Here is a 25,904-nt window from a genome sequence, read left to right as displayed (position 1 = left end):
GCGGGGCCGTGCGGGACGGGGAGGAGACCGTTCGGTACTGTCGGCGGCGATGCACAAGACCCTGATCGTGACGAACGACTTCCCGCCGCGGCCCGGCGGCATCCAGGCATTCCTGCACAACATGGCGCTGCGGCTCGACCCCGGGCAGCTCGTCGTCTACGCCTCCACGTGGAAGCGCGGACACGAGGGCGCCGAGGCGACCGCCGCCTTCGACGCGGAGCAGCCGTTCACCGTCGTACGCGACCGCACGACGATGCTCCTGCCCACGCCGAGGGTCACCCGGCGGGCCGTCGAGCTGCTGCGGGAGCACGCCTGTGAGTCGGTGTGGTTCGGCGCCGCGGCCCCGCTCGGCCTGATGGCACCCGCCCTGCGCAGGGCCGGTGCGCGGCGGATCGTGGCCACCACGCACGGGCACGAGGCGGGCTGGGCCCAGCTGCCCGCGTCACGGCAGCTGCTGCGCCGGATCGGCGAAGGCACGGACACGATCACCTATCTGGGTGAGTACACCCGCTCGCGGATAGCCCGGGCGCTCACTCCGGAGGCGGCGGCGCGCATGGTCCAACTGCCGCCCGGCGTCGACGAGAAGACCTTCCACCCCGGCTCCGGCGGCGACGAGATCCGCGACCGGCTCGGGCTCAGCGACCGGCCCGTGGTCGTCTGTGTCTCGCGCCTGGTGCCCCGCAAGGGCCAGGACACGCTGATCCTCGCGATGCCCGAGATCCTGGCGAAGGTCCCCGACGCGGTGCTGCTGATCGTGGGCGGCGGCCCGTACGAGAACGACCTGCGCAAGCTGGCCGCCGAGACGGGCGTGACCGACGCGGTGCGCTTCACCGGCGCCGTGCCGTGGTCGGAACTCCCGGCGCACTACGGGGCGGGCGACGTGTTCGCCATGCCGTGCCGTACGCGCAGGGGCGGCCTCGACGTGGAGGGCCTCGGGATCGTCTACCTGGAGGCGTCGGCGACCGGACTCCCGGTGGTGGCCGGCGACTCCGGCGGCGCGCCGGACGCGGTGCTCGACGGCGAGACGGGCTGGGTGGTCCCCGGCGGCTCGCCCCAGGACGCGGCGGACCGGATCGTGGCGCTCCTCGACGACCCTGAACTGCGCAGGCGGATGGGGGAGCGGGGCCGCGCGTGGGTCGAGGAGAAGTGGCGCTGGGACCTGCTGGCGGAGAGGCTGCGGGAGCTGCTCTGAGGGGGCGGGGGGAGTTTTCCCGTGACCGGGGCAGGCCCCGGACCCCGTACCGCGCTTCGCGCGGTGTCCTCAAACGCCGGACGGGCTGGAAAATCCAGCCCCGCCGGCGTTTGAGGCGCGGGGCTTGGGGCGGAGCCCCAACAGGAGCGCCCGCCCCCGGTCAGGCGGTGTAGATCGCTTCGATCTCGTCCGCGAAGTCCTTCGCCACCACGTTCCGCTTCAGCTTCAGCGACGGCGTGATGTGCCCCGCCTCCTCCGTGAACTGGGACGCCAGCACCCGGAACTTCCGCACCGACTCCGCCTTCGACACCGCCGCGTTGCCTTCGTCCACCGCCTTCTGGATCTCGGCCAGCAGCTCCGGGTCGTCGCGCAGCGCCGCCGCCGTCGCACCCGACGGCTTGCCGTGCTCCGCCGCCCAGCGGCCGAGGAACTCCTCGTCGACGGTGACGAGCGCGCCCACGAACGGGCGGCCGTCGCCGACCACCATGCACTCCGCGACCAGCGCGTGCGCCCGGATGCGGTCCTCTATCACCGCCGGGGCGACGTTCTTGCCGCCCGCGGTGACGAGGATCTCCTTCTTGCGGCCGGTGATCGCGAGGTAGCCGTCCTCGTCGAGGGTGCCGATGTCGCCCGTGTGGAACCAGCCGTCCGCCAGCGCCTCCGCCGTGGCCGCCTCGTTGTTCCAGTAGCCCGAGAAGATGTGCTCGCCGTGGAGCAGCACCTCGCCGTCGTCAGCGATCCGGACCACGGAACCGGGCAGCGGCTGACCGACCGTGCCGATCTTCTGCCGGTCCCACGGGTTGAACGCGGTCGCCGCGCACGACTCGGTCAAGCCGTAGCCCTCCAGCACGGTGAAGCCGATGCCGCGGAAGAAGTGGCCGAGCCGCTCGCCCAGCGGCGCGCCGCCGGAGATCGCGTACTCGCCGCGGCCGCCCAGCACCGCGCGCAGCTTGCTGAAGACGAGCCGGTCGAAGAGCTTGTGCTTGATCCGCAGGCCGAGGGAGGGACCCGAGGGCGTCGCCAGCGCGCGGCTGTACGCGATCGCCGTCTGCGCCGCCTTGTCGAAGATCTTGCCCTTGCCGTCGGCCTGGGCCTTGGCGCGCGCCGAGTTGTAGACCTTCTCGAACACGCGCGGCACGCCGAGGATCAGCGTCGGGCGGAAGGAGGCCAGCTCGTCGGTGAGGTTCTTGATGTCCGGCACGCAGCCGAGCTTGATGGGGGCCATCACGGAGGCCACCTCGACCAGCCGGCCGAAGACGTGCGCGGCGGGCAGGAACAGCAGCACCGAGCACTCGCCCGTACGGAACAGCGGCTTCAGGCGCTCCACCACGTTGCCGCACTCGGCGAAGAAGGCGCGGTGCGTGAGCACGCAGCCCTTGGGGCGGCCGGTGGTACCCGAGGTGTAGACGATGGTCGCGGGGTCGTCCGCCTTCGCGGTCGCACTGCGCTCCTCGACCAGGTCGTCGGAGATGTCCGCGCCCGCCGCGGTCAGTTCGTCGACCGCGCCCTTCTCGATCTGCCAGACGTGGCGCAGCAGCGGCAGCGATCCGCGCACCGACTCGACGGCGGCGGCGTGTGCGTCGTTCTCGACGACGACCGCGACCGCGCCCGAGTCGCCGAGGATCCACTGGACCTGCTCGGGCGAGCTGGTCTCGTACACGGGGACGGTGACCGCGCCCGCGCTCCAGATCGCGAAGTCCAGCTGTACCCACTCGTAGCGCGTGCGGGACATCAGGGCCACGCGGTCGCCGGGCCGGATGCCGGCGGCGATCAGGCCCTTGGCGGCGGCCACCACCTCGGTCAGGAAGCGGGTGGCGGTGACATCCGTCCACGCACCCGCGACCTTGCGGCCCATGACCGCCACATCGGGATGCTGAGCGGCATTGCGGCGGATGAGATCCGTCAGGTTGCCGTCCGTGGGGACCTCGTACAGGGCCGGAAGGCTGAACTCGCGCAAGACTGCTGCTCCTCATCGGGCGCCGGCGCCACGGCTCTGTGTGATGCACCGGCTGCGGTCCAAGATCGGGCAGGTGCTCGTGGGGGCGAGCACGACTGGACTGCCCGGACGTTACCCATCAGTACGCGGTTCCCGATAGGGGTTCCCGGCCAATGTTCCCTGCGTCACACGTCAATGGCTGGACAACCGGCACACTATTGCACTTCGCCCACGACTCGAAAGTAACCGCAGGTCCGCCCCCCTCTACCCGCGTCCCGCAGGGGCGCTCTAGGGTGATCGCCATGCGAGGCATGCGAGTCAACGTGGTCAGCGACGTGCACGGCAATGCCCAGGATCTCGCCACCGCGGGCGACGGAGCCGACGCCCTCGTCTGCCTCGGCGACCTGGTGCTCTTCCTTGACTACGCCGACCACTCGCGCGGCATCTTCCCGGACCTGTTCGGCGTCGAGAACGCCCACCTGATCGTCGAACTGCGCACCGCCCGCCGCTTCGACGAGGCCCGTGACCTCGGCCGCAGGCTCTGGGCCGAACTCGGCATCGATCGCGAGAGCGCCATCGAGACGGCGGTGCGCCGCCAGTACGCCGAACTCTTCGCGGCCTTCCCCACGCCGACGTACGCCACATACGGAAATGTCGACATCCCCGGCCTGTGGCCGGAGTTCGCCCGGCCCGGCACCACCGTCCTCGACGGCGAGCGCGTCGAGATCGGCGGACGCGTCTTCGGCTTCGTCGGCGGGGGCCTGCGCACCCCGATGCGCACCCCGTACGAGATCTCCGACGAGGAGTACGCCGCCAAGGTCGAGGCCCTCGGCGACGTCGACGTGCTCTGCTCGCACATCCCGCCCGACGTCCCGGAACTGACGTACGACACCGTCGCCCGCCGCTTCGAACGCGGCAGCCGCGCCCTGCTCGCGGCGATCCGCCGCACCCGGCCCCGCTACGCCCTGTTCGGCCACGTCCACCAGCCGCTCGCCCGCCGGATGCGTCTGGGGGCGACGGAATGCGTGAACGTCGGGCACTTCGCGTCCACCGGCCGGCCCTGGACGCTGACCTGGTGAGCGGAAGCGGCGGCGTGCCGCGCCCGACCCGGGCCCGCCGCAGACGGGACTCCCCGTCGCGATAGCCTGCTCACCACCACACCACCCGGGTCATCACCGCACTGTTGAGGAGCCGCAGCGATGGCGGAACACACCAGCTCGAGCATCACGATCGATGCGGCGCCGGCCGATGTCATGGGCGTGATCTCGGACTTCGCCCGCTACCCCGAGTGGACCGGCGAGGTGAAGGAGGCCGAGGTGCTCGCCACCGACGCCGAGGGGCGCGCCGAGCAGGTCCGCCTGGTCCTCGACGCCGGCGCGATCAAGGACGACCACACCCTCGCGTACACCTGGCACGGCGCGAACGAGGTGAGCTGGACCCTGGTGAAGTCGCAGATGCTGCGCGCCATCGACGGCTCGTACAGCCTCGCCCCCGTGGGCGGCGGCGACCGTACCGAGGTCACCTACCAGCTCACCGTCGACGTGAAGATCCCCATGCTCGGCATGATCAAGCGCAAGGCCGAGAAGGTCATCATCGACCGCGCACTCGCCGGTCTGAAGAAGCGCGTCGAGAGCGGCGCGGCAGCCTGATGCGCCGGGTCCTCGTCACCGGGCTCGGCGGCGCGGGCCGCACCACCGTCGCGGCGGCCACGGCCCTCGCCGCGGCCGCGGCGGGACGCCGCACGCTCCTGCTGTCCGCGGAGGCGGACACGGTGCTCGGCGCCCCCGTCACCGGCACGCCCGAGCACCCGGCGCGGATCGCGGACGGGCTGTGGGCCGCCCGCGTCGACGCGGGCGGGGACTTCCGCGCCGAGTTCCTCGACCTCCAGGAACGCGCCTCCGCCGGACTCGACCTGCTGGGCGCGGCGAGGCTCGACGACGAGGAGCTCACCGAGCTTCCCGGCAGCGACCAGTTCGCGCTGCTGCGGGCCCTGACGGTCGCCTCCCGCGGCGACTGGGACGTGCTCGTCGCCGACATGCCGCCCCTGCGCGAGACCCTCGCGCTGCTCGCCCTGCCCGAGCAGCTGCGCCGCTATCTGCGCCGTCTGCTGCCCGCCGAACGGCAGGCCGCCCGCGCCCTGCGCCCCATGCTCGCCCAGCTCGCCGGCGTGCCCATGCCCGCGCAGTGGCTGTACGAGACCACTGAGCGCTGGGACACGGAACTGGCCCGCGTCCAGTCGGTGATCGAGTCCGGGAACACCGGACTCACGCTTGTCGCCGAGCCGGGGCCGGCGGCCGCGGACGCCCTGCGCACGGCCCGCACCGGCCTGGCCCTGTTCGGCCACCGCGTCGACGCGGTCGTCGCCAACCGCTGCGTACCCGAGGAGTCCGCCGACCCCTGGGTGGCGTCCGTCGCGGCCCAGCAGGAGGAGTGCCGGCGGGAGTGGCTGGCGACCTGGATACCGTCCGGCTCGGTGTACCTGCTGCCGCATCTGGGCCGGGACCCGCGCGGCGCCGACGACCTCGCGCGGCTCCAGAAGGAGACGGTGAGCTGCTCCTTCGAGCCCGAGTTCGCGGCCGACCCGGAGAGCTATGACCTCGACGGACTGGTCATGGCGCTGCACGGGGACCAGGAGGACCCGCGCCCTGGCCCGTGGCGGGTGGAGAACGTGTACGAGGAGGCCCTCCGCCGCCACCGGGAGATCGCCGCACTCGCGGACACCGACAACATCTGGCACGGCCGCAACGGGACGATCCCGAAGGAGCCCGAGCCCAGTCCCATGGCAGACGACGGCACGCTGGTCTGGCACCTCGACCTGCCCGGCGCCGTCAAGGACGAGCTCACCCTCGTACGCCGCGGGGATGAACTGCTGATCACCGTCGGACCGTTCCGCAGGATCGTCGACCTGCCGTCCGCGCTGCGCCGCTGCACGGTCGCCGGCGCGGGACTCAAGGACGGCACCCTGAGCGTGCGCTTCACGCCGGACCCGGCCCAGTGGCCGCAGGCACGCTGAACGCCGTACCACCGTTCGGGTAACGTCGAGTACACAGCCCCTCAGCCCTGCCGCAGGAGTACGCCATGAGCGATGCCACCGAGCGTCCCGACGCCGACGCCGACGCAGACGCCTGGGCCACGGCGTGCGAGGAGGACCTCCGGGCCGAGCAGGCCCGCCGCCGGGCGGAGTACGGGGCACCGCCCGGCTCCGCGGCCGAGGAACTGCGCAAGCTCTTCGATGTCGTCGCCGACAAGGTCACCGCCTTCCAGTCGTCGCTGCCCGGCATGGCCGCGCAGAACGCCGTCCAGCAGTTCGTGAACCAGGCGAAGGCCGCCGTCGAGCCCGTCATCGAGCGGAACCCGCAGGTCTTCGACCATCTCGCGGCCGCGGGGGGCGAGCTGCTCGCCGCCTACCGCTCCGCCGTCGAGAACCAGGAGCGCCGCTGGACCCAGCGCTCCCACCCCACGAAGGACACCGACGACCCCCGCGACGACGGCCCCGGACCGAGCGAGCACATCGACCTGGACTGACCGTCGTGTGCCCGCCCTCGGGTACGGTTGGCCGTAGCGGGGCTCGACCGAATACTGAGGGACACATGGGACTCACCATCGGCGTCGACATCGGCGGCACGAAGATCGCGGCGGGCGTGGTCGACGAAGAGGGCACCATTCTCGAGACGCACACCGTGCCCACCCCGTCGACTCCCGAGGGCATCGTCGACGCGATCTGCGCCGCCGTCGCGGGAGCCGGCCGGGGGCACGACATCGAGGCCGTCGGCATCGGTGCGGCGGGATACGTCGACGACAAGCGCGCCACCGTCCTGTTCGCGCCCAACATCGACTGGCGCCACGAACCGCTGAAGGACAAGGTCGAACAGCGCGTCGGCCTCCCCGTCGTCGTCGAGAACGACGCCAACGCGGCCGCCTGGGGCGAGTACCGCTTCGGCGCCGGCCAGGGCCACGAGGACGTCATCTGCATCACCCTCGGCACCGGCCTCGGCGGCGGCATCATCATCGGCAACAAGCTGCGCCGCGGACGCTTCGGCGTCGCCGCGGAGTTCGGCCACATCCGCGTCGTCCCCGACGGCCTGCTGTGCGGCTGCGGCAGCCAGGGCTGCTGGGAGCAGTACGCGTCGGGCCGCGCGCTCGTGCGGTACGCGAAGCAGCGCGCCAACGCCACGCCGGAGAACGCGACCATCCTGCTCGGTCTCGGCGACGGCACGATCGAGGGCATCGAGGGCAAGCACATCAGCCAGGCCGCGCGGCAGGGCTGCCCGGTCGCCATCGACTCCTTCCGCGAGCTGGCGCGCTGGGCGGGCGCGGGTCTGGCCGACCTGGCCTCTCTCTTCGACCCGTCGGCGTTCATCGTGGGCGGCGGCGTCTCGGACGAGGGCGACCTGGTGCTCGACCCGATCCGCAAGTCCTTCCGCCGCTGGCTCATCGGCGGCCAGTGGCGCCCGCACGCCCAGGTCCTCGCCGCCCAACTGGGCGGCAAGGCGGGCCTGGTGGGTGCCGCCGACCTGGCCCGCCAGGGCTGAACCCGTACGACCATGTGCCCGTCGCGTCCTCGTGGGATTGCGGCGGGCACCGTCGTATCTTGATCCACATGGCCATCAGCATGCTGCCCGCCCTTCCCAACTCCCGTACCGAGCCGGATGGTTCGGCCGTGATCCGGGTGCTGAGCTACAACATCCGGTCGATGCGCGACGACGAGGAGGCGCTGGCCCGGGTGATCCGCGCCTGCGAGCCGGACCTCGTCTTCGTCCAGGAGGCCCCGCGCTTCTTCCGCTGGCGCAAGCACGCGGCGCGGCTCGCCGCGAAGACGGATCTCGTGATGCTGTCAGGCGGCGCGACGGCCGCCGGGCCGCTGCTGCTGTGCTCGCTGCGGGCGACCGTGGAGCGCACCGAGGACGTCCTGCTGCCGCTGGCCCCGGGCCTGCACCGGCGCGGCTTCGCCACCGCGGTGGTCCGGCTCGCGGGGGCGCGGCTCGGGGTGATCAGCTGCCACCTGAGCCTGCAGGCGGACGAGCGCTACGCCCAGGCGGGGATGCTGCTGGACCGGCTGGCAGCGATGGGGACGCCGCACGCGGTCGCCGCGGGCGACATCAACGAACGCCCCGGCGGCCGGAGCTTCGGACGGCTCGCCGGTGCGCTGCAGGACTGCTGGGCGGTGCGCCCATGGGGCGACGAGTGCACGTCGACCCCCGTGGATCCGCACCAGCGGATCGACGCGATCTTCGCGACGCGGGGGGTGGAGGTGCTGGGCTGCGGTGTCCCGCGGGGGCTGGACGGGGTGACGGAGTCGGACCTCCGCGCCGCCTCCGACCACTTGCCGGTCCTGGCGGCGCTGCGGGTGCCTGCGGGCGGGTAGGCGGGGCGTGGCGGGAGCGTGGGGGCCGCTGCGCGGGGCCGTTCCCCTACCCGCCCTCCCCCCACGGCCGCCAGGCCGTAGGGGGAGATAGAGGCGCGGGGGTCCGGGGGGGCGGAGCCCCCGGAAACGACCCCCTCACACCACCGCGCCCCGCCCCGGATCGTCGTCTTCCTCGTCGTCGCCCGACGACATCCGCGCCACCAGCGTCGCGAAGCCGCCCAGGAAGCCACCGATGCACAGCGTCGTCAGCCACCACGTCATGTCCCACCGCAGCAGCACCGCGACCAGCATCAGGACCGGGCCGCCCACCACCGCCAGCCACGCGAACTTCGCCGTCACGTCCGCCTCGGGCAGCGGCGGCGGCTCCGGGGGGACGAAGTGGCCCTCGTCGCTCTCGTCGAAGTCGTCGTCGCTCGGCTCGGCGACCTTGTAGTCGCGGGGGCCGCCGCCCCCGACGCCGGGCGCGAAGGTGACCGAGCTGCCCAGCGCGGGCTTGTCGTCGGGGGTCTCCTTCGGGGGCTCGGGCGACGGCGGCAGCGACTCGTTCACCCCGCCCTCCAGGCGCGCCAGGTCCTCGACGGACTTGAACGGCTTGGCGCCCGGCGGGTCCGCCGGCTCCTCGCCGTACCCGGCGACGATGGCCGCCCACGCCGCCTCCTCGTCGATCGGCTGCGGCTCTCGGTCCGCATCGTGCTGCTCAGCCACCGGTCGTACTCCCTCCCAGGGACTCCGTCGCGGGGGACCCCGTGGTCCCGGCCTCCGGAGCGAGCCGGCCGATGAACGCGTAACTCTCCTCGAAGATCCGCTCCGCATCGTGGTCCAACGTCGCCACGTGGTAGCTCTGTTCCAGCAGGATCTCCGTGACGTCCGTCGACGAGACGCGGCTGAGGATCCGCGCCGAGTCCGCAGGCGGCACCACATGGTCTTCGGGGCTGTGCATCAGCAGCAACGGCTGGGTGACCTGGGGCAGCTCGCCGTCGACGAGCTGGAAGAACTGCCGGACCGAGTACGCGGCGTGCAGCGGCACCCGGTCGTACCCCACCTCCTCCACGCCCGGCTTCGCGATGTCGCTGGTCAGCCCCTTCGTGGAGGGCACCAGGTGGCGCACCACGGGCAGCAGCGACGCCATCGCGCCGTGCACCTTGTTCGCCGGGTTGACGAGCGCGATGCCCTGAACCGCGTCCCCGTGCTTGGCGGCCAGCCGCAGGGTCAGCGCGCCGCCCATGGAGAGGCCGAAGACGAAGACGCGGCCGCACCGCTCCAGCAGGGAGCGCAGCTCGCGGTCCACCTCCGCGTACCAGTCCTGCCAGCCGGTCACCTGCATGTCCTGCCAGCGTGTGCCGTGTCCCGGCAGCAGCGGCAGGGACACCGTGAGCCCGCGCTCCGCCAGGTACTCGGCCCAGGGGCGCAGCGACTGCGGGCAACCGGTGAACCCGTGACAGAGAAGGACTCCGACCTCGCCGCCTTCGTGGCGGAAAGGCTCGGCTCCAGGAAGGACCGGCACCAAGGTCTCCTGTTCGTGAGGTGTACACGCGAGATGTACAGGGGGCGAGTGTGAGGCCCGAAGGTGTACTTCACGGTACGCGACCGGACCGACACCGACCAGGGCCGTCACCGCACGGGCGCCGACCGGCACGGGGGAGGGCGGGCCGCCACGGGTTAAGGTCTGTTCGAGAGCACACAGGAGGATTTCGAGTTGATCTACGGTGCCATGAAGTTCTCCATCGGGGGATCGCTGAAGGTCGCCTTCAGGCCCTGGGTGGAGGGCCTGGAGAACATTCCGGCCGAGGGCCCGGCGATCCTCGCGAGCAACCACCTGTCCTTCTCGGACTCGTTCTTCCTCCCCGCCGTGCTCGACCGCAAGGTGACCTTCATCGCCAAGGCGGAGTACTTCACCTCGCCCGGCGTCAAGGGCAAGCTGACCGCCGCCTTCTTCAAGGGCGTGGGCCAGCTCCCGGTGGACCGCTCCGGTGCCCGCGGCGCGGGTGAGGCGGCGATCAAGGCCGGTATCGAGGTCATCGAGTCGGGCGGCCTCTTCGGCATCTACCCGGAGGGCACCCGCTCCCCGGACGGCCGGCTCTACCGCGGCAAGCCCGGCGGGCTCGCGCGCGTGGCGCTGGCGACCGGCGCGCCTGTGATCCCCGTCGCGATGATCGACACGGAGAAGATCCAGCCGCCCGGCAAGATCGTCCCCAAGCTCATGCGCCCGGGCATCCGGATCGGCAGGCCGCTGGACTTCAGCCGGTACCACGGCATGGAGGGCGACCGTTTCATCCTGCGCTCGGTGACCGACGAGGTCATGTACGAGATCATGAAGCTGTCCGGCCAGGAGTACGTCGACATCTACGCGACGGCCGCCAAGCGGCAGATCGCCGACGCCGAGAAGGCCGAGAAGGCCGCCAGGGCGGAGGCCGAGAAGGCGAAGAAGGCGCAGCGTCCGGCGGCATAGCCGCAGCGGACACTGTATTCGGGGGTGGGGGAGATGGCCGGGCGCGAACGCGTCGTACGGATGTCGGTCGAGCTGCCGCTGTGGCGTGCGCTGGCCGGCTACCGCGTCCTGACGATGGTCTACGCGGTGCTGCTGTTCGCCTTCCAGCGGGACAAGTTCGAACGCCCCGCCGTCGCGGTCGGCTTCCTCGCCGTGATGGTCGTCTGGACCCTCGCCACGCTGCCCAAGGTGTCCAACGCGGCCCGCTGCACGCGCGGGTTCCTGATCGCGGACCTCACCGTCGCGCTGACCGGCATCCTGCTCACCCCGCTGGCCGACGCCCAGGCGCAGACGCAGGACGGCCCCACGCTGCCGACGATATGGACGGCGGGCTCCGTCCTCGCCTTCGCCATCAAAGGCGGCTGGCGCTGGGCCGGTTTCGCCTCCTCGCTGGTCGCCGTCGCCAACATCATCGAGCGCGGCGAGCCCAGCCGGGACACCTTCCACAACGTGCTGCTCGTCTGGGTCGCCTCCATCGCCATCGGCTACGTGGTGGAGGTCGCCCGCGCCTCCGAGCGCACCCTCGCCCGCGCCCTGGAGATCGAGGCCGCGACCCGCGAACGCGAGCGCCTGGCCCGCGACATCCACGACAGCGTGCTCCAGGTGCTGGCCATGGTGCAGCGGCGCGGCACCGCGCTCGGCGGCGAGGCCGCCGAGCTGGGCCGGATGGCGGGGGAGCAGGAGGTCGCGCTGCGCAGCCTGGTGGCGGGCGGTCTGCTGCCCACGCCGCGGTCCGTGCCGGACGGGGCTCCGGCGAAGGAGGGCGCCGGCGCGGTGCCGGCCGGGAGCGACCCGCGCACCGCCCTGTCCGGCGCCGGCCTCGACGCCGACCCGGACGAGCCGTGCGACGTGCGGACGCTCCTCGCCTCCTTCGTGAATTCGCGCGTGACGCTCTCGGAGCCGGGTGCCCCGGTGATGCTTCCGGCGCACGCGGCGGCGGAGGTGGCGGCCGCCGCCGGCGCCGCTCTGGACAATGTGCGCCGGCACGCCGGCGTGGACGCCCAGGCGTGGATCCTGGTCGAGGACTGGCCGGACGAGGTGATCGTCACGGTCCGGGACGACGGCCCGGGCATCCCGGAGGGCAGACTCGCGCAGGCCGAGGGCGAGGGGCGGATGGGAGTGGCCCTGTCCATCCGCGGCAGGCTGCGGGACCTGGGCGGCACGGCCGAGCTGGTCTCGGTCCCGGGGCAGGGCACGGAAGTCGAGTTGAGGATCCCTCGGGGGAAGGCGGAGAAATGACCGGAGCGACGCAGCCGATCACGGTGATGGTCGTCGACGACCATCCGATGTGGCGGGACGCGGTCGCGCGCGACCTCGCGGCGGCCGGGTTCGACGTGGTCGCCACGGCGGGCGACGGAGCGCAGGCCGTGCGCCGTGCGAAGGCCACCGTCCCCGACGTCCTCGTGCTCGACCTCAACCTGCCCGAGCTGCCCGGCGTCCAGGTGTGCAAGGAGCTCGTCGCGGCCCTGCCCGGGCTGCGCGTGCTGGTGCTCTCCGCGAGCGGTGAGCACGCCGACGTCCTGGAGGCCGTGAAGTCCGGAGCCACCGGCTACCTGTTGAAGTCGGCGAGCACCGAGGAGCTGACGGACGCCGTGGGCCGCACCGCCGCGGGCGACCCGGTCTTCACGCCGGGCCTGGCCGGTCTCGTCCTCGGCGAGTACCGCCGCCTCGCGTCCGAGCCCGCGCCCTCGCCGGGCGGCGACGGCCCCAAGGCGCCGCAGCTGACCGACCGGGAGACCGAGGTGCTGCGGCTGGTCGCCAAGGGGCTGTCGTACAAGCAGATCGCCGAGCGCCTGGTCATCTCGCACCGCACCGTGCAGAACCACGTGCAGAACACTCTCGGCAAACTCCAGCTGCACAACCGCGTGGAGCTCGTCCGGTACGCCATCGAGGCGGGTCTCGACGACGCCTGAGTCACCGTCACCCACGCGGTATTACCCGTACGAGTGATGATGTGCGCTCAACCTCCCCGAGCGGTACAGGAATTGACCATTCGCCCCATCCCCGGGTGACGTGCGTCACCATTAGCGTGGCAGTCCTAGGGCCCACCCACCCCAGGCGAAGGGAAGTTCCATGCGCGTCGGAGTACTGACCGGGGGCGGCGACTGCCCCGGCCTCAACGCGGTCATCCGCGGCCTCGTCCGCAAGGGCGTCCAGGAGTACGCGTACGAGTTCGTCGGCTACCGCGACGGCTGGCGCGGACCGCTCGACGGCGACGCAGTCCCGCTCGACATCCCCGCCGTCCGGGGCATTCTGCCCCGCGGCGGCACCATCCTCGGCTCTTCGCGCACCAACCCCCTCAAGGAAGAGACCGGCATCCGCCGCATCAAGGAGAACCTCGCCAAGCACGAGGTCGACGCGCTCGTCGCGATCGGCGGCGAGGACACGCTCGGCGTCGCGGCACGGCTGTACGAGGAGTACGGCATCAAGTGCGTCGGCGTGCCCAAGACCATCGACAACGACCTGTCCGCCACCGACTACACCTTCGGGTTCGACACGGCCGTCGGCATCGCCACCGAGGCCATCGACCGGCTGCACACCACCGCCGAGTCCCACATGCGCGTCCTGGTGGTCGAGGTGATGGGACGGCACGCCGGCTGGATCGCCCTGCACTCGGGCCTCGCCGGCGGCGCCAACGTCATCCTCATCCCCGAGCAGCGCTTCGACGTCGACCAGGTCTGCGCCTGGGTGACCTCGCGCTTCCGGGCCAGCTACGCCCCGATCGTGGTCGTCGCCGAGGGCGCCGTGCCCAAGGACGGCGACGCGGTCCTCAAGGACGGCTCGCTCGACTCCTTCGGCCACGTCCGGCTCTCCGGCGTGGGCGAGTGGCTGGCGAAGGAGATCGAGAGCCGTACGGGCAAGGAGGCCCGCACCACCGTCCTCGGCCACGTCCAGCGCGGCGGCACCCCGAGCGCCTTCGACCGCTGGCTCGCCACCCGGTTCGGTCTGCACGCGATCGACGCGGTGCGGGACGGGGACTACGGAAAGATGGTCGCACTGCGCGGCACCGACATCGTGCGGGTGCCGATCGCCGAGGCCACCGCCAAGCTCAAGACGGTCGACCCGGCGCTGTACGAGGAGGTCGGCGTCTTCTTCGGCTGAGCCCGCAGGGCCGGCGCCGCGGGGACGGTCCACGTCCGCGCGGCGCCGCCGGCCGCTCAGGCCCGGTGGGCCGGGACCGCGGTGAGCAGTTCCGTCACCAGCGCCGCGCCGTCGAGCGTCAGCACCGACTCCGGGTGGAACTGCACCGACGCGAACCGCGGACCGCGCAGGGCGTGCACGTCCCCCGTCGCCGTGTCCCTGGCGACCTCCACCGCACGGTCCGAGAGCAGGGCCGCCGCGCCCGCCTCGTCGCAGCGCGCGGTGAAGCTGTTGTAGAAGCCGACCGTCTCGGTCCGCCCGAAGAAGTCGATCCGTTCCTGCGCGCCCTGGTACGGCTCGTCCTTGCGGACGATGTCGAGACCCAGCTCGGCCGCCATCAGCTCGTGCCCGAGGCACACCCCCAGCAGGCCGTGCCGGTGCTCGCGCAGCAGATCGGCGGCGAGCCCCCGCAGCAGCCGCATCTTCGGGTCGCCCGCGTCCGTGGGATCACCGGGGCCCGGTCCCAGCACCACCGGCCCCTGGTGGCCGAGCACCCGCTCCCGCAGGCCCGGCTCGTCGTACCTGTGCACCGACACCTCCAGGCCCGACGAACGCAGCAGATGCGCCAGCATCGACGTGAACGTGTCCTCGCCGTCGACGACCAGGGCATGGCCGGACAGCCGCGCCGACGGCGCCTGCATCCGCAGCCAGAACGGCGCCAGGTCCGCCCGCCGTGCGTCCAGCGCCGCCCGTACGCGAGGGTCGTCGGCGAGCCGTGGCCGCGGGGCCGGCTCATCGGCCCGCCCCGGCACCACCCCCAGGGCCGCCAGCACGGCCGCCGCCTTGGCGTGCGTCTCGCCCACCTCGCCCAGCGGGTCCGAGTGCCGCACCAGCGTGGCCCCGACCGGGACCCGCAGCGCCCCTTCCGGGTCGATGTCGGCGGTGCGGATCAGGATCGGCGAGTCGAGGGTCTGTGCGCCGGCCGCGTCCCGGCCGATCAGCGCCAGGGCGCCCGCGTAGTAGCCGCGGCCGCCCACTTCGTGGCGCTCGATGACCCGGCACGCGTTCTGGACGGGCGAACCGGTGACCGTCGCCGCGAACATCGTCTCCTTCAGGACCTCGCGCACGTCGAGGGACGAACGCCCCCGCAACTCGTACTCGGTGTGGGCCAGATGGGCCATCTCCTTGAGCCGCGGCCCCACGACCACACCGCCCATGTCGCCGACGGTGCACATCATCTTCAGCTCCTCGTCGACGACCATCGACAGCTCCTCGCGCTCCTTGCGGTCGTCGAGGAAGCCGAGCAGCGCCTCGGCGGTCGGGCCCGTCGGCGGATAGCGGAACGTGCCGCTGATCGGATTCATCACGACCGTCCCGCCGCTCATCCGCACATGCACCTCGGGGCTCGCGCCCACCAGCGTCCGGGTGCCGGTGTGGACGACGAAGGTCCAGTACGCGCCCCGCTCACCGGCCAGCAGACGCCGGAACAGGGCCAGCGCGTCGGCGCGCGAGAAGCCCGGGATCCGCCCGGTGAAGGTGCGGCGGATGACGAAGTTGGCGCCCTCGCCCCGGCCGATCTCGTCGTCGATCACCCGGCGCACGATGTCCGCGTACTCCTCGTCGCCGACGTCGAACGCCCCGCCCTCGACCCGCACGGCGTGCGCGGGCAGCGCCGCGAGGACCTCCTCCAGGAGGAGTTCATGGCTCTCGTCGGCGACCAGCACCGTGAGCGGCGTCCCGTCGTCGCGGACGTCGAAGCCGCGCTCCGCGATCTGGCGGAAGGGGACCAGCGCCAGGGCGGGCCGCTCGCCCGCGGGGAGGTCGGCGAGGCGCTGGGCGTCGTGGACGTCCCCGATCAGCACCTCGACGGTGCCCTGGTCACGGCCGGGCGTACGCCGGTGCAGCAGGGCGAACGGCGGGCAGTCGTCGTCCAGGAGCCGGCTGATGAGGCTGTCGGTCATGCGGGGTGTTCCTTCCGGGTGGGAGAGGAACGGCCGCTGGTCCGGGAAACACCGAAGGCCGCCCCTCGGGCGGCCTTCTCGATCCGGTGCTGCGCGCGATCAGGAGGTGGGCCGCCGTTGTGCGGTCCACCACCAGTTCTGGATCTGCTGCGCGAACATGACGCCGACCCTAACGCATCCGCCCGCGGCGTCACGGCGCGTCCCACGATGAGGACGGCCGCGACGGCCGCGGGCGGAGGTGCTGCCAGGTGCCGTGCGGGTCAGATCAGCATGTTGTAGATCTGCCAGCCGGGGCCGACCGACGTCCGGGCGGCGAACGGCGCGGCCGGGTCGCCGGTGCCCCTGTAGAACCACAGGGCGCCGGAGGGCTCACGGCCCACCATGTCGGCGATGCCGTCCTTGTTCAGGTCACCGGTGGCGTTCAGCGTGTTGAACATGTTCCAGCCGCCGCCGACCTTGACGCGCGCGGCGAACGGCGCCGTCGAGTTGCCCGTGCCCTTGTAGAACCACAGGTACCCGGACTTGTCCCGGCCGACCGCGTCGGCCTTGCCGTCCTTGTCCAGGTCACCCGTGGCGACGAGCAGGTTGTACGTCTGCCAGCCGTTGCCGATCAGCGTACGGCGGGCGAAGGGAACCGACGGCGTGCCCGTGCCCTTGTAGAACCACAGGGCGCCGGAGGGCTCGCGGCCCACCATGTCGGCGATGCCGTCCCCGTCGAGGTCCTGCGACCCGACGATCATGTCGAACATGTTCCAGCCCGGACCGACCTTGATGCGGGCCTGGAACGGCTGGTTCTTGTTGCCGCTGCCCTTGTAGTACCAGAGGTAGCCCGAGCCGTCCCTGGCGACCATGTCACCGGTGCCGTCGGCACGCAGCGGCCCGAGGTCGGTGACCGCGTTGTAGCCCTGCCAGCCGCCGCCGATCCGGTAACGGGCGTAGAACGGCGCCGAGGCGCTGCCGGTGCCCTGGTACTGGTACAGCGAGCCGCCGGAGTCACGGGCCAGGAGGTTGAAGCGGGTGGTGCCGGCGTCGGGTGCCGTGGGAGCGGCCTCCACCACGTCGGCGGCCTTCACCCACGCCATGCGGTGGTTGTACCGGATCGGGATGTAGACGTCCGTCTTGCCCTCCACCCGGACCTGGGCGGAGCCGAAGTAGTCGTCACCGAGAACCGGCGCGCCCGCCTTCACGTACGCCTGGCCGGCCGGGAAGGTGTACTTCGACAGGTAGTTCGGGTTGTCCGTCGGCGCGGTCTGCCCGGTGCCCTCGTAGGCCGATGCCTCGGGGAAGGACCGCCCGTAGAGCCGGGCCGTCGCGCCGGTCTTGAGCTTCAGCACGGTGCCGCCGGTGACGGGCACGGTGTACTGGCCGCCGGGGTTGTGGAACCAGGCCTTCTGCCCGCCGTACCAGATCGCCGTCCAGTTGGTGCGGGCCTCGGCGACGACGTAGGTGCTGCCCGCGCGGACCTTGTTCGCCCAGTTGTAGCCCTCGGACCAGGTCTGGGTGCCCAGGTACGGGTCGCTCAGGGTCTTGGTCGAGTCGGCGACCGGCTCCGTGTACAGGTAACCGAAGTTGGCCGGCCGCGCGGCGACCGCGTTGCCGCTGTTGGTCAGCTTGGGCTGGTTCGCCGTGGTGAACGGGGGCACGACACGGACCAGCTGGCCGGCGCCGACCGGGCCGCCGGCGCCGCCGGCACCCGTGGGGGCACCCATCAGCGCCATGTAGTGGTTCCAGTCCCAGAACGGACCGGCGTCCCAGTGCATGCCCCTGACCTTGGCGTCCAGCTGTCCGGGCACCTCGTCGTGACCGATGATGTGCTCGCGGTCCAGCGGGATGCCGTACTTCTGGGCCACGTACTTCACGACGGCGGCGGAGGACTCGTACTGGGGCTCGGTGTACCAGCTGCCCTCCTTGATGGCGTAGCCCTCGTGCTCGATGCCGACGGCGTGCATGTTCGCCGTCCAGTTGCCCGCGTGCCACGCCAGGTTCTTGTTCTCGACCATCTGGGTGACCAGACCGTCCGAGGCGCGGATCAGGTAGTGCGCGCTCGCGTACGACGCCGGGTTCTGGAAGGTGGCCAGCGCACCGGCGTAGCTGCCCTCGGTGTCGTGAATGATGATCTGGCGGATGCCGAAGCCGTTGTCCGGCCGGCTCGCGATCGAGTAGTTGCGCTTGCCGTCCGACTCCGCCGGGACGAAGTTGCAGTTCAGGCCCGACGGGCACTCCGGGGTCGGGGTGGCCGTCGTGCTCGCCGTCGTCGCCAGCGGCACCTTCGACGGCTTGACCGGGTTGGCGGACGGGTCGGCGGGCAGGGTGAGCTGCTGGCCGTCGGCCGTCAGGCGGCTCTCACCGGTGCGTATGGACTCGAAGACGCGCTTCGCGAACAGGTCGGCGCCCTTGCGGTCCGGCGACTGGCTGTAGCGCGCCACGGCCGCGTACCACTCGTCGGCCTCGTCGGGCAGGTCGCCCGTGGCCTCCTTCTGGTACTCGGCGAGCAGCGCGGCGCCCGCGCGGATGCTCGTTGCCGGGTCGGTCTTGACCGACTCCTGGGAGGCGTCGATCAGTTCGGCGGCCTCGTCGAGGGTGTGCAGCCGGGGATCGTCGGTGTCGACGGTCTCCTTCGGCATGGTGCGCAGCGCCTCGGCGGGATCGAATTGCTTCTCGATCTCCGGCTTGCCGCTGCGGTTCATGTGCGCGAGGAGGTGTTCCCGGTCGTCCTCCTCGAGGTCGTCCGCGTCGACCTGAGTGAGACCCATCACGTTGTACGCGCCGGTGACGCTCGGCTCGCCCTCATGGGACTCCCAGCGCGTCTGCCGGTACGAGACCGCCATCAGCACGCTCTTCGGGACGTCGAACTCCTCGGCGGCCTGCTCGAACTCCGCCTGGAGCGAAACCGTGCCGCTGCCCTTGTCGTCGCCGAGCCCGACGAGATCGGGCGATGCCACTGCGACGGTACCGATCGTGGCGGTGGCGACGACCGCCGCCGCCGCACCGTAAAAGAGCCGTCTTTTCTTTCGATCCCTGCGGTGCCCCTGGCTCACGCCCCACCCCTGAGTCTGTATTGATTTTTGTTCTGTTTCGAACGCGGGCGGCAGGGTAGCACCAGTCGATCAGGTGTACGTCCCCCAGGGACATTTCGGGCAGGCGTCTCAGCCACTGGTCACCGGGCTGGACAGGTACGTGAACCCCGTAATGTGGTGGTTGTGACCGTGAACGCTAAGACCACCGCTACCGGTGGCAACACCTGGCGAAACCTGCCCGCGGCGCAGCAGCCCGAGTACCCCGATGCCGAGGCTCTGCGCGATGTGATCGCGGACCTCGAGTCGTATCCGCCGCTCGTCTTCGCGGGCGAGTGCGACCAGCTGCGCGCCCGGATGGGAGCCGTCGCCAAGGGCGAGGCGTTCCTGCTCCAGGGCGGCGACTGCGCCGAGGCCTTCGACGCCGTGTCCGCCGACCACATCCGGAACAAGCTCAAGACGCTGCTCCAGATGGGTGCCGTGCTGACGTACGCCGCCTCTGTGCCGGTCGTCAAGGTCGGCCGGATCGCCGGGCAGTACTCGAAGCCCCGCTCCAAGCCGACCGAGACCCGCGACGGCGTCACCCTCCCCACCTACCGGGGCGACTCCGTCAACGGCTTCGACTTCACCGAGGCGGCCCGGATCCCGGACCCGGAGCGGCTCAAGCGCATGTACCAGGCGTCCGCGTCGACGCTGAACCTGGTGCGCGCCTTCACCACCGGCGGCTACGCCGACCTGCGCCAGGTGCACGCCTGGAACCAGGACTTCGTGAAGTCGTCGCCGTCCGGGCAGCGCTACGAGCAGCTCGCCCGCGAGATCGACAACGCGCTGAACTTCATGAAGGCGTGCGGCACCGACCCCGCGGAGTTCCGCACGGTCGAGTTCTACGCCTCGCACGAGGCGCTGCTGCTGGACTACGAGTCGGCGCTGACCAGGGTCGACTCCCGGACCGGGCAGCTGTACGACACGTCGGGCCACATGGTCTGGATCGGTGAGCGCACCCGCCAGCTGGACGGCGCGCACATCGAGTTCGCGTCCAGGATCCGCAACCCGATCGGGATCAAGCTCGGCCCGACGACGACGGTCGACGAGGCGCTGACCTACGTCGACCGCCTGGACCCGGACCGCGAGCCCGGCCGGCTGACGTTCATCGTCCGCATGGGTGCCGACAAGGTCCGCGACAAGCTCCCCGAGCTGGTCGAGAAGGTGACCGCGTCGGGCGCGACCGTGGCCTGGGTGACCGACCCGATGCACGGCAACACCTTCGAGGCGGCCTCCGGTCACAAGACCCGCCGTTTCGACGACGTGCTCGACGAGGTCAAGGGCTTCTTCGAGGTCCACAAGGCGCTGGGCACCCACCCGGGCGGCATCCATGTCGAGCTCACCGGTGACGACGTCACCGAGTGCGTGGGCGGCGGCGACGAGATCTTCGTCGACGACCTGCACCAGCGCTACGAGACGGCGTGCGACCCCCGCCTCAACCGCAGCCAGTCCCTGGACCTGGCGTTCCTGGTGGCGGAGATGTACCGCGACCAGTAGTGACGGCTCGACGACAGTGGGGCGCGGATCGATGTGATCCGCGCCCCACGGTCGTATCCCGGGCTTTTGCGACCCGGAGGCGGCGGGTAAGGTTAGGTTAGCCTCACCGATCAATCGGGACGGCGCCCCTTATCGATCCCGCTCGATCCCCCGGGAGGTGAACCGCGTGTACGTCTGCTCGTGCTTCGGCATCACGGAGAAGCAGGTCAAGGAACACGCGGAGGCCGGTGCCTGCACCCCCCGCCAGATAGCGTCCGTGTCCAAGGCGGGCACCGACTGCGGCTCGTGCGTGCGCCGCATCCAGGGGCTGCTCGGCCGCGGGGCGTGCCCCCGCCGCGAGCTGCTGGAGAACGGCAACAGCGCCGCCGTGCTGGCCGCGGATCCGGTCCCCGGGGACCGTCCCGCGCTCGACGAGGCCGCCTGAACCTCCGCCGCGGGCCGTGCGGCCCTCAGCCCTCCGGCTGCTCGATCAGCTGCGCGATGTAGAGCGCCTCGCCGAGCTTCTCGAGCAGATCAATCTGGGTGTCGAGGTAGTCGATGTGGTGCTCCTCGTCCGCGAGGATCGACTCGAAGATGTTCGCCGAGGTGATGTCGCCCTTGGTGCGCATGACCTCGATGCCCCGCCTGAGGCGGTCGATCGCCTCGACCTCGATCTGCCGGTCGGCCTGGAACATCTCGGTGACCGACTGCCCGATCCGTACGTGGAACAGGCGCTGGTAGTTCGGCAGGCCCTCCAGGAAGAGGATGCGGTCGGTGAGCACCTCGGCGTGCTTCATCTCGTCGAAGGACTCGGCCCGGGTGTACTTGGCGAGCTTCGTCCAGCCGAAGTTCTCCTGCATCTTCGCGTGCAGGAAGTACTGGTTGATCGCGGTCAATTCGGCGGTCAGCTGCTCGTTGAGAAACTCGATGACCTCGGGGTCGCCCTGCATCGCAGAGGCTCCTTCCGCGCGTAAGACTGGGCAGGTTCGCGCATCCTTGCACCGTGGCCAGGGGTCGTCCAGTAAGTGCCTCCTTAGTAGGAGTTGCCCGGATCGGCCCGTACCTGGTCATGACCACCCCCCGAGGTCTGTCACCATGGGAGGCATGGGTCAGCCGGAGAGCCGGGAATACCGCGCACCAGAGGAGTCCGAGCTTCCGCCGGGACAGCGACTGCAGCGCGGCTGGCCGGTCACCCACTACGGCCCCGTCCCCAAGTTCAAGCCGGACCGCTGGGAGTTCAGGGTCTTCGGCGCCACCGCGGACGGCGACAAGCACTGCTGGAACCACGAGGAGTTCTCGGCGCTGCCGTTCTCTACCGTCGTGGGCGATCTGCACTGCGTGACGAAGTTCAGCATGCTGGCGGCCGAATGGGGTGGTGTGCCCGCTCGCACGATCGTGGAACTCGCCCCGCCGGCGCCCGCCGTCACCCATGTCATGGTGTGGGCCGAGTACGGCTTCAGTGCGAATCTGCGGCTCTCCGACTTCGTCGCGGAGCGCACGATCTTCGCCACGCACAAGGACGGCGAGCTGCTCACCGCGGAGCACGGTTTTCCGCTGCGGCTCGTCGTGCCGCATCTGTACGCCTGGAAGGGACCCAAATGGGTCCGGGGCGTGGAGTACATGACCGCCGACCGCCGCGGCTTCTGGGAGGAGCGCGGCTATCACAACGTCGGCGACCCCTGGAAGGAACAGCGCTACTCCTACCAGGAGGAACCGGGAGACGGCCCGGAGTTCTGAGGACTGCGGACCGTCTCGGACGCCGCGGAGGTCGGCGGCGCTCAGTGGTGGTACTGGTGGACCACCGCGTGGCCCTTGCCCCGGCCGATCATCCACTTGTTCACGGGAGTCGTGACCAGGAAGGCGATCAGGAAGGCGAAGGCGAGCGCGCCCCAGAACAGTCCGTCCGCTAGATGGGCGTCCATCGCGCCGGGCACCAGCAGCAGGACGCCGTTGTCGACGATCTCCATGACGGTGATGGACAGCGTGTCGGCGGCCAGGGCCACGCCGATCGCGGCTTTCAGGCCCACGCCGGCGCGCACGACCGCCCACAGGGTGAGCGAGTAGCCGAAGAAGAAGGCCAGGACGATGGCCAGCGCCATGGTGGGAGCGTTGCCCCAGCCCAGGGCCGTGCCGATGATCATGCCGAGGACCTCGCCGATGGCGCATCCGGTGAGGCAGTGCAGCGTGGCCTTGGCCGCCATGGACCAGCTGACCTTGCCGCCGCCCACGTGGTGGGCGTGGGCCGCGTGGCCGGCATGGGCGGCATGGGCGGCGTAGTCGTGGTGGCCGCCGTGCGGGGCCTGGGTGGCGTGGTCGTGGCCCGTGTGCTCTGCGTGCGTTTCGTGCTGCATGGCGATGCCCCCAACGTCAGGTAGCGGTTCCTGCCGACAGCAGCAACCGTATACCCCCCAGGGGTATTCCTCAATGGCTCGACGAAGAGACCTCAGCGAAGTTTTTTCAGCAGCGCCACATCCGCCGCGTGTCCCTCCTTGCCGCCCGGTGTCTCGATGATCAGTGGTACGCCGTCGGTGGCGGGATGGGCCATGAGCTCGCGGAACGGCTCCTCACCGATGTGTCCCGCGCCAATGTTGGCGTGACGGTCCTTGTGTGCCCCCACCACATCCTTCGAATCATTGGCGTGGATCAGCTTCAGCCGGCCCTCGCCGACGGTCGCCACCAGCTCGTCCAGCGTCCGTGCCACCCCCTGCGGCGCTGCCAGATCGTGGCCCGCCGCGAAGATGTGACAGGTGTCCAGACAGACCCCGAGCTTGGGATGCGCGTCGAGCGCCTCGAAGTACGGTCCGAAGTCCCAGGTCCGGTAGCACAGTGACGAGCCCTGGCCCGCCGTGGACTCCAGGAGCAGATACGGGTCGTCCTCGTGTGTCAGCTCGTCCAGCAGAGGCAGCATCCGCTCCCGTACCTGCGCCAGTGCCACCTCGCGGCTGCGGCCACCGGTCGCCGACCCCGTGTGCACCACCACCCCCGGCGCGCCGATCTGCCGCGCCCGGCGCAGCGAGTGACGCAGCGAGATCACCGACTGCTCGACGGTGGCCTCGGTGTGCGAGCCGAAATTGATCAGATAGGGGGCGTGCACCCAGGCGGAGAGCCCGTCCGTGTCGCACTCCGCACGGAACTTCTCGTCCTGCGCGGGGTTTCCGACGGGCGTGGCCCAGCCCCGCGGGTTGGCGACGAAGACCTGCACGGCCTCCGCCTCCAGCTCCCGCGCGTAGGCCAGTCCGGTCGTGGCCAGGCCGCCGGCCACGGGGACATGGCCGCCGACAGGGTTGCGCATCCGCACTACAGTCCCTTGATCTTGATGGTGATCGTGCTGCCCTCCGGGGCCTCGTCGCCGCCCGCCACCGACTGGCTCTCGACCGTCTCGCCGAGGAACGGGAAGCTCTTCTCCACGTCCACCACGAAGCCCGCCGCCTCCAGGTCCGCGGTGGCGTCGTCGACGCTGTCGCCCACCACGTCCGGGACCGCGATCATCCGCGGGCCCTTGGACACCGTGAGCGTGACCGTGTCGCCGGCGGCGAGTCGCGAGCCCTCGGCGGCGGACTGGCGTGCGACCGCCCCCGCCTCGTGCGGCGAGTTGATCCGCTTCCCGGCCACCTTCACCTTCAGGCCGGCCGCTTCGAGCTCGGCGGTGGCGTCCTCCACGGCGTCCCCGGTGACGTCGGGGACGTCGATCGGGGCGCCCTTGCTGACCACGAGCGACACCGCGCTGTCCGGGCTGCGGCTGCTGCCCGGCTCCGGATCGGTGCTGATCACCGAGCCCTGGGGGACGGTCTCGTCGAACCGCCTGGTCACCACGCCCGGCGCCAGGCCCACCTTGCGCAGCTCGCGCTCCGCCTCGGCGAGCGGCCTGCCGACGATCTCCGGCACCTTCACGATCTTCGGGCCGCGCGAGACGATCAGCGTCACCGACCCGTTGTCACGGATGCGGTCGCCCGACGCGGGATCACTGTTGATCACCGAGCCACGGGGGACCGTCTCGCTGAAGTCGTGACGGACCTTGCCGGCCTCGAGACCGGCCCGGTCGAGCTGCCGGCGCGCGTCCTGCTCCGTCTTGCCGATCAGGGCCGGGACACGGGTGAACTGGCCGGAGTTGATGTACCAGACACCCGTGCCGATGCCGAGGACCGCGACGATCGCGACCACCAGGGCGAGCACGCCCCGGCCGGCGAGCGGGCCCCGGGCGGGGCCGCGCCCGCGCCGCTCCGGCGGCGCCGGCGGCGCCGGCGGCGGCACGGTCAGCCGGGCGGTGTGGTGGACCTCGGGCTCCTCGCGCGGCAGCACGCGGGGGATCACGTCCGTACGGTCGTCGTCCGGCGCGGAGTCCATGGGACTGCCCTCGCCGCGGGCCTGCGGCGGCATCGCGTCCAGCTGCTCGTCACCGAGCGCGGCGCGTGCCTCACGGGCCTGCGCCAGGAGCGCCACCGCGTCGTTCGGCCGGATGTCGGGATTGCGGGCCGTCGCGCTCGCCACGAGCTCGTCGAGCTCGATCGCGAGGCCGGGCACGACGGCGGAGGGAGCGGGGACGTCCTCGTTCAGGTGCTGGTAGAGCACCTGTGCGGGGGTGTCACCGGAATGCGGCTTGCCGCCGGTGAGCATCTCGTACAGCAGGACACCGCACGCGTAGACATCGGCGCGCGTGTCGGCGGTGCCGTACTCGATCTGCTCGGGTGCGAGATACGACACGGTGCCCAGCACGGTGCCCGAGGTGTTGGTGACCGAGCCGACCGCCCGGACCAGGCCGAAGTCGGCGACCTTGACCCGGCCGTCGTCCCCTATCAGCACGTTCTCGGGCTTCATGTCCCGGTGCACGAAGCCGGCCCGGTGCGCGGCGCCGAGCGCGGCGAGCACGGGCTCCAGGATGTCGAGCGCGGCCCGCGGCCGGAGCGCCCCGCGCTCGCGCAGGACGTCGCGCAGGGTGCACCCGGCGACGTACTCCATCGCCAGGTAGACGTACGCGCCCTCGGCGCCCTGGTCGAAGACCCCGACGACGTTGGGGTGCGCCAGCCGGGCCACGGACTTGGCCTCGCGGATGAACCGCTCCACGAACGTCGCGTCGGCGGCGAGCTCTGGGTGCATCACCTTGAGGGCGAGGACCCGGTCGAGCCGGGTGTCGACGGCCCGGTAGACCGTGGCCATGCCGCCGACGGCGATACGCGCGTCGACGCGATAGCGGCCGTCGAGCACCTGGCCGACGAGGGGGTCTTTGAGGGTCGTGTCCACTCGGCGATTCTACGAGCCCGGGCGGTGGGTCCTGCCCGGGCGGGGGCGGGCTTGCAGCGGACCTGTGACGGTTGCGCGTGGCGCCTGTGGCGGGCTGGATTTCGCGCAGTG

At 71.4% G+C, this 25,904-nt stretch carries 24 protein-coding genes; 14 read left to right on the top strand and 10 right to left on the bottom strand.

Features of this window, described 5'->3' with window-relative positions:
• Positions 1-49: 49 nt before the first annotated feature.
• On the top strand, positions 50-1,192 hold the full coding sequence (locus ACF08N_RS13570; protein WP_392324757.1) for a glycosyltransferase family 4 protein: 1,143 nt from the start codon (positions 50-52) through the stop codon (positions 1,190-1,192).
• Between the two features lie 160 nt (positions 1,193-1,352).
• Here the strand turns inward: ACF08N_RS13570 and ACF08N_RS13565 are convergent, their stop codons facing one another.
• A complete protein-coding gene (locus ACF08N_RS13565) occupies positions 1,353-3,149 on the bottom strand; it encodes an AMP-dependent synthetase/ligase (RefSeq protein WP_392324756.1) in 1,797 nt (598 codons plus the stop codon).
• A 290-nt stretch (positions 3,150-3,439) separates the two neighbouring features.
• On the opposite strand from ACF08N_RS13565, the gene ACF08N_RS13560 reads away from it, so the two are divergent.
• The 6 genes from ACF08N_RS13560 (at position 3,440) to ACF08N_RS13535 (ending at position 8,493) form a co-directional block, all read left to right on the top strand.
• Positions 3,440-4,207 (top strand): metallophosphoesterase, encoded by a 768-nt coding sequence (locus tag ACF08N_RS13560; RefSeq protein ID WP_392325051.1) that lies wholly within the window; start codon positions 3,440-3,442, stop codon positions 4,205-4,207.
• A 120-nt stretch (positions 4,208-4,327) separates the two neighbouring features.
• Positions 4,328-4,777, top strand: a complete 450-nt coding sequence (locus tag ACF08N_RS13555; RefSeq protein ID WP_392324755.1) for an SRPBCC family protein — start codon at positions 4,328-4,330, stop codon at positions 4,775-4,777.
• On the top strand, positions 4,777-6,141 hold the full coding sequence (locus ACF08N_RS13550; protein WP_392324754.1) for an ArsA family ATPase: 1,365 nt from the start codon (positions 4,777-4,779) through the stop codon (positions 6,139-6,141). Before ACF08N_RS13555 ends, ACF08N_RS13550 begins: the two co-directional genes overlap by 1 nt.
• A 65-nt stretch (positions 6,142-6,206) precedes the next feature.
• Positions 6,207-6,653 (top strand): DUF5304 domain-containing protein, encoded by a 447-nt coding sequence (locus ACF08N_RS13545; protein WP_392324753.1) that lies wholly within the window; start codon positions 6,207-6,209, stop codon positions 6,651-6,653.
• Between the two features lie 65 nt (positions 6,654-6,718).
• Positions 6,719-7,660 carry an ROK family glucokinase gene (locus tag ACF08N_RS13540; protein ID WP_392324752.1) on the top strand — a complete coding sequence of 314 codons (942 nt, stop codon included), beginning with the start codon at positions 6,719-6,721 and terminating at the stop codon, positions 7,658-7,660.
• A 68-nt stretch (positions 7,661-7,728) separates the two neighbouring features.
• A complete protein-coding gene (locus tag ACF08N_RS13535) occupies positions 7,729-8,493 on the top strand; it encodes an endonuclease/exonuclease/phosphatase family protein (RefSeq protein ID WP_392324751.1) in 765 nt (254 codons plus the stop codon).
• 135 nt (positions 8,494-8,628) lie between these two features.
• Here the strand turns inward: ACF08N_RS13535 and ACF08N_RS13530 are convergent, their stop codons facing one another.
• Positions 8,629-9,198 (bottom strand): hypothetical protein, encoded by a 570-nt coding sequence (locus tag ACF08N_RS13530; RefSeq protein ID WP_392324750.1) that lies wholly within the window; start codon positions 9,196-9,198, stop codon positions 8,629-8,631.
• Positions 9,191-9,997 carry an alpha/beta hydrolase gene (locus ACF08N_RS13525; protein ID WP_392324749.1) on the bottom strand — a complete coding sequence of 269 codons (807 nt, stop codon included), beginning with the start codon at positions 9,995-9,997 and terminating at the stop codon, positions 9,191-9,193. Before ACF08N_RS13525 ends, ACF08N_RS13530 begins: the two co-directional genes overlap by 8 nt.
• A 192-nt stretch (positions 9,998-10,189) precedes the next feature.
• Between ACF08N_RS13525 and ACF08N_RS13520 the strand changes: the two genes are divergently transcribed.
• From ACF08N_RS13520 to ACF08N_RS13505, 4 genes are all read left to right on the top strand, one after another.
• The gene (locus ACF08N_RS13520) at positions 10,190-10,942 is read left to right on the top strand and encodes a lysophospholipid acyltransferase family protein (protein ID WP_392324748.1); all 753 of its coding nucleotides are present in this window, start codon (positions 10,190-10,192) and stop codon (positions 10,940-10,942) included.
• Positions 10,943-10,975: 33 nt separating this feature from the next.
• Complete coding sequence (gene macS / locus ACF08N_RS13515; protein ID WP_392324747.1) at positions 10,976-12,220, top strand: MacS family sensor histidine kinase; 1,245 nt, start codon at positions 10,976-10,978, stop codon at positions 12,218-12,220.
• Entirely contained in the window at positions 12,217-12,894 is a 678-nt protein-coding gene (locus ACF08N_RS13510; RefSeq protein WP_392324746.1) for a response regulator, read from the top strand. The genes macS and ACF08N_RS13510 overlap by 4 nt, the downstream gene beginning before the upstream one ends.
• 160 nt (positions 12,895-13,054) lie before the next feature.
• Positions 13,055-14,083 (top strand): 6-phosphofructokinase, encoded by a 1,029-nt coding sequence (locus ACF08N_RS13505; protein WP_392324745.1) that lies wholly within the window; start codon positions 13,055-13,057, stop codon positions 14,081-14,083.
• 56 nt (positions 14,084-14,139) lie between these two features.
• Here ACF08N_RS13505 and ACF08N_RS13500 read toward each other — a convergent pair whose 3' ends face one another.
• The 3 genes from ACF08N_RS13500 to ACF08N_RS13490 all read right to left on the bottom strand — a co-directional run bounded on the left by ACF08N_RS13500 (position 14,140) and on the right by ACF08N_RS13490 (position 18,965).
• On the bottom strand, positions 14,140-16,023 hold the full coding sequence (locus ACF08N_RS13500; RefSeq protein WP_392324744.1) for an anthranilate synthase family protein: 1,884 nt from the start codon (positions 16,021-16,023) through the stop codon (positions 14,140-14,142).
• Positions 16,024-16,122: 99 nt separating this feature from the next.
• Entirely contained in the window at positions 16,123-16,182 is a 60-nt protein-coding gene (locus tag ACF08N_RS13495) for a trp operon leader peptide (protein ID WP_392325050.1), read from the bottom strand.
• A gap of 101 nt (positions 16,183-16,283) precedes the next feature.
• Positions 16,284-18,965 carry an N-acetylmuramoyl-L-alanine amidase gene (locus tag ACF08N_RS13490; protein ID WP_392324743.1) on the bottom strand — a complete coding sequence of 894 codons (2,682 nt, stop codon included), beginning with the start codon at positions 18,963-18,965 and terminating at the stop codon, positions 16,284-16,286.
• 264 nt (positions 18,966-19,229) lie between these two features.
• On the opposite strand from ACF08N_RS13490, the gene ACF08N_RS13485 reads away from it, so the two are divergent.
• Positions 19,230-20,576, top strand: a complete 1,347-nt coding sequence (locus tag ACF08N_RS13485; protein ID WP_392325049.1) for a class II 3-deoxy-7-phosphoheptulonate synthase — start codon at positions 19,230-19,232, stop codon at positions 20,574-20,576.
• Positions 20,577-20,742: 166 nt separating this feature from the next.
• A complete protein-coding gene (locus tag ACF08N_RS13480) occupies positions 20,743-21,000 on the top strand; it encodes a bacterioferritin-associated ferredoxin (RefSeq protein ID WP_392324742.1) in 258 nt (85 codons plus the stop codon).
• Positions 21,001-21,025: 25 nt separating this feature from the next.
• Here the strand turns inward: ACF08N_RS13480 and bfr are convergent, their stop codons facing one another.
• Complete coding sequence (gene bfr / locus ACF08N_RS13475) at positions 21,026-21,505, bottom strand: bacterioferritin (RefSeq protein ID WP_392324741.1); 480 nt, start codon at positions 21,503-21,505, stop codon at positions 21,026-21,028.
• Between the two features lie 154 nt (positions 21,506-21,659).
• Here bfr and ACF08N_RS13470 point away from each other — a divergent pair, with 154 nt between their 5' ends.
• Positions 21,660-22,292: a sulfite oxidase-like oxidoreductase gene (locus ACF08N_RS13470; protein ID WP_392324740.1), complete on the top strand. Its 633-nt coding sequence runs from the start codon at positions 21,660-21,662 to the stop codon at positions 22,290-22,292.
• A 41-nt stretch (positions 22,293-22,333) separates the two neighbouring features.
• Here ACF08N_RS13470 and ACF08N_RS13465 read toward each other — a convergent pair whose 3' ends face one another.
• The 3 genes from ACF08N_RS13465 to pknB form a co-directional block, all read right to left on the bottom strand.
• A complete protein-coding gene (locus ACF08N_RS13465) occupies positions 22,334-22,906 on the bottom strand; it encodes a DUF4396 domain-containing protein (RefSeq protein ID WP_392324739.1) in 573 nt (190 codons plus the stop codon).
• A 92-nt stretch (positions 22,907-22,998) separates the two neighbouring features.
• Positions 22,999-23,847 carry a deoxyribonuclease IV gene (locus ACF08N_RS13460; RefSeq protein WP_392324738.1) on the bottom strand — a complete coding sequence of 283 codons (849 nt, stop codon included), beginning with the start codon at positions 23,845-23,847 and terminating at the stop codon, positions 22,999-23,001.
• A 5-nt stretch (positions 23,848-23,852) separates the two neighbouring features.
• A complete protein-coding gene (gene pknB, locus ACF08N_RS13455; RefSeq protein WP_392324737.1) occupies positions 23,853-25,793 on the bottom strand; it encodes a Stk1 family PASTA domain-containing Ser/Thr kinase in 1,941 nt (646 codons plus the stop codon).
• Positions 25,794-25,904: the final 111 nt, after the last annotated feature.

This window comes from Streptomyces sp. NPDC015127, assembly GCF_043080095.1.
Lineage (GTDB): Bacteria > Actinomycetota > Actinomycetes > Streptomycetales > Streptomycetaceae > Streptomyces.
This window is presented reverse-complemented; position numbering and strand designations above follow the sequence as displayed.

Coding starts and splice junctions, on each gene's coding strand:
- ACF08N_RS13570 (WP_392324757.1), top strand. CDS start 50: ATGCACAAGACCCTGATCGTGACGAACGACTTCCCGCCGCGGCCCGGC.
- ACF08N_RS13560 (WP_392325051.1), top strand. CDS start 3,440: ATGCGAGTCAACGTGGTCAGCGACGTGCACGGCAATGCCCAGGATCTC.
- ACF08N_RS13555 (WP_392324755.1), top strand. CDS start 4,328: ATGGCGGAACACACCAGCTCGAGCATCACGATCGATGCGGCGCCGGCC.
- ACF08N_RS13550 (WP_392324754.1), top strand. CDS start 4,777: ATGCGCCGGGTCCTCGTCACCGGGCTCGGCGGCGCGGGCCGCACCACC.
- ACF08N_RS13545 (WP_392324753.1), top strand. CDS start 6,207: ATGAGCGATGCCACCGAGCGTCCCGACGCCGACGCCGACGCAGACGCC.
- ACF08N_RS13540 (WP_392324752.1), top strand. CDS start 6,719: ATGGGACTCACCATCGGCGTCGACATCGGCGGCACGAAGATCGCGGCG.
- ACF08N_RS13535 (WP_392324751.1), top strand. CDS start 7,729: ATGGCCATCAGCATGCTGCCCGCCCTTCCCAACTCCCGTACCGAGCCG.
- macS (WP_392324747.1), top strand. CDS start 10,976: ATGGCCGGGCGCGAACGCGTCGTACGGATGTCGGTCGAGCTGCCGCTG.
- ACF08N_RS13510 (WP_392324746.1), top strand. CDS start 12,217: ATGACCGGAGCGACGCAGCCGATCACGGTGATGGTCGTCGACGACCAT.
- ACF08N_RS13505 (WP_392324745.1), top strand. CDS start 13,055: ATGCGCGTCGGAGTACTGACCGGGGGCGGCGACTGCCCCGGCCTCAAC.
- ACF08N_RS13500 (WP_392324744.1), bottom strand. CDS start 16,023: ATGACCGACAGCCTCATCAGCCGGCTCCTGGACGACGACTGCCCGCCG.
- bfr (WP_392324741.1), bottom strand. CDS start 21,505: ATGCAGGGCGACCCCGAGGTCATCGAGTTTCTCAACGAGCAGCTGACC.
- ACF08N_RS13470 (WP_392324740.1), top strand. CDS start 21,660: ATGGGTCAGCCGGAGAGCCGGGAATACCGCGCACCAGAGGAGTCCGAG.
- ACF08N_RS13465 (WP_392324739.1), bottom strand. CDS start 22,906: ATGCAGCACGAAACGCACGCAGAGCACACGGGCCACGACCACGCCACC.
- ACF08N_RS13460 (WP_392324738.1), bottom strand. CDS start 23,847: ATGCGCAACCCTGTCGGCGGCCATGTCCCCGTGGCCGGCGGCCTGGCC.